This window comes from Acinetobacter sp. ATCC 27244 (assembly GCF_000156555.1).
Classification (GTDB): Bacteria; Pseudomonadota; Gammaproteobacteria; order Pseudomonadales; family Moraxellaceae; genus Acinetobacter; species Acinetobacter haemolyticus.
The window spans coordinates 1-1,273 of the sequence record NZ_GG665979.1 but is presented as its reverse complement, the minus strand read 5'-3'; the positions used below and the strand labels follow the sequence as shown (position 1 = coordinate 1,273).

The following is a 1,273-nucleotide window of genomic DNA, read 5'->3' as shown; positions in this document are numbered from 1 at the left end:
CCACTGCTGTCCCATAGTTTTGTTTAAATAAAAAACCTGAGTCCAAAATAGTTAAAATATAAGTGCGAACAAACACTTTAACTACAAGGACTCAGGTTTTGTCACATCAGAATACCGTATTTCATCAATTACTTAAACCTATTTCACGATGTGATTTTGAACGTCTTGCCAAGCAGCATCATTGTGGACAAAAATTAAGATCAGCCACACGCTGGGATCAGTTTATTGCCATATTGATGTCCCAGCTGTCCTGTCGGCAAAGCTTAAGAGATATTCAATCCAATCTCGAATCACAGCAGGAAAAGCTCTATCACCTCGGTGCTAAGACTATTGCACGAAGCACCTTGGCAAGAATCAATCAAGAACAACCTGCCAGCCTATATCAGCAATTATTTACTCAGTTACTTCGGCATTGTGAAAACACAAAGATTGCACATAAATTTCGATTTAAGAATCCGCTGTATTCACTTGATGCAAGCCACATTGATCTTTCACTGTCCTTATGCGAATGGGCAAAAGTACATGAATCCAAAGCGAGCATTAAACTGACAGTTGGATTAAATCACAGCAATACGATTCCTGAATTTGTTGCACTCGGAGATGGTATTGAAAATGATATGGTGCAAGGCAGATTACTCAAATTTCCACCTGGAAGTATCGTAGTTTTTGACAAGGGGTATGTTGATTATCAGTGGTTTGCAGAGATGACTGACCGAAAAGTCAGCTTTGTGACACGGCTAAGACCGAAGACGGTTTATGAAGTAAAGTCAAAACGTGAAGTATACGCTTGCAAAGGAATTCTTGCGGATGAATATATTGAGTTGAGCAGTGATTATGCTAAAAAGCGTGGTGCACCGAAGCGATTAAGACGAATAGAATTTTATGATGTTGAAAAGAAAAGGACATTTGAATTTCTAAGTAACAACTTTCATCTAGCTGCATCGACTATTGCAGCAATTTACAAAGATCGTTGGAAAGTAGAATTATTTTTCAAAGCGATTAAACAGAATTTAAAATTGAAATCATTTCTAGGTCGAAGCCGAAATGCCATACAAACTCAAATATGGATTGCATTAATTGCCTATTTATTAGTGAGTTTTGCAAAACATATGGCTCATGAGGGATGGACTGTCCAGAGATTATTAAGAATTATTCAGGTCAATTTATTTGAAAGAAAACTTCTAAAGGCATTATTTTTACCCGATAAGAAGTGGCGAAAACAAGAAGAACCTCAATTGAGGTTCTTCTTGGAATAATTGTGGGACAGCAGTGG

Annotated in this window: 1 protein-coding gene; it reads left to right on the top strand. The window is 37.5% G+C overall.

All coding sequences use genetic code 11. The features are described from left to right. The first annotated feature begins 98 nt into the window (after positions 1 to 98). Entirely contained in the window at positions 99 to 1,256 is a 1,158-nt protein-coding gene (locus HMPREF0023_RS15845) for an IS4 family transposase (protein ID WP_008942576.1), read from the top strand. The last annotated feature ends 17 nt before the right edge of the window (positions 1,257 to 1,273 follow it).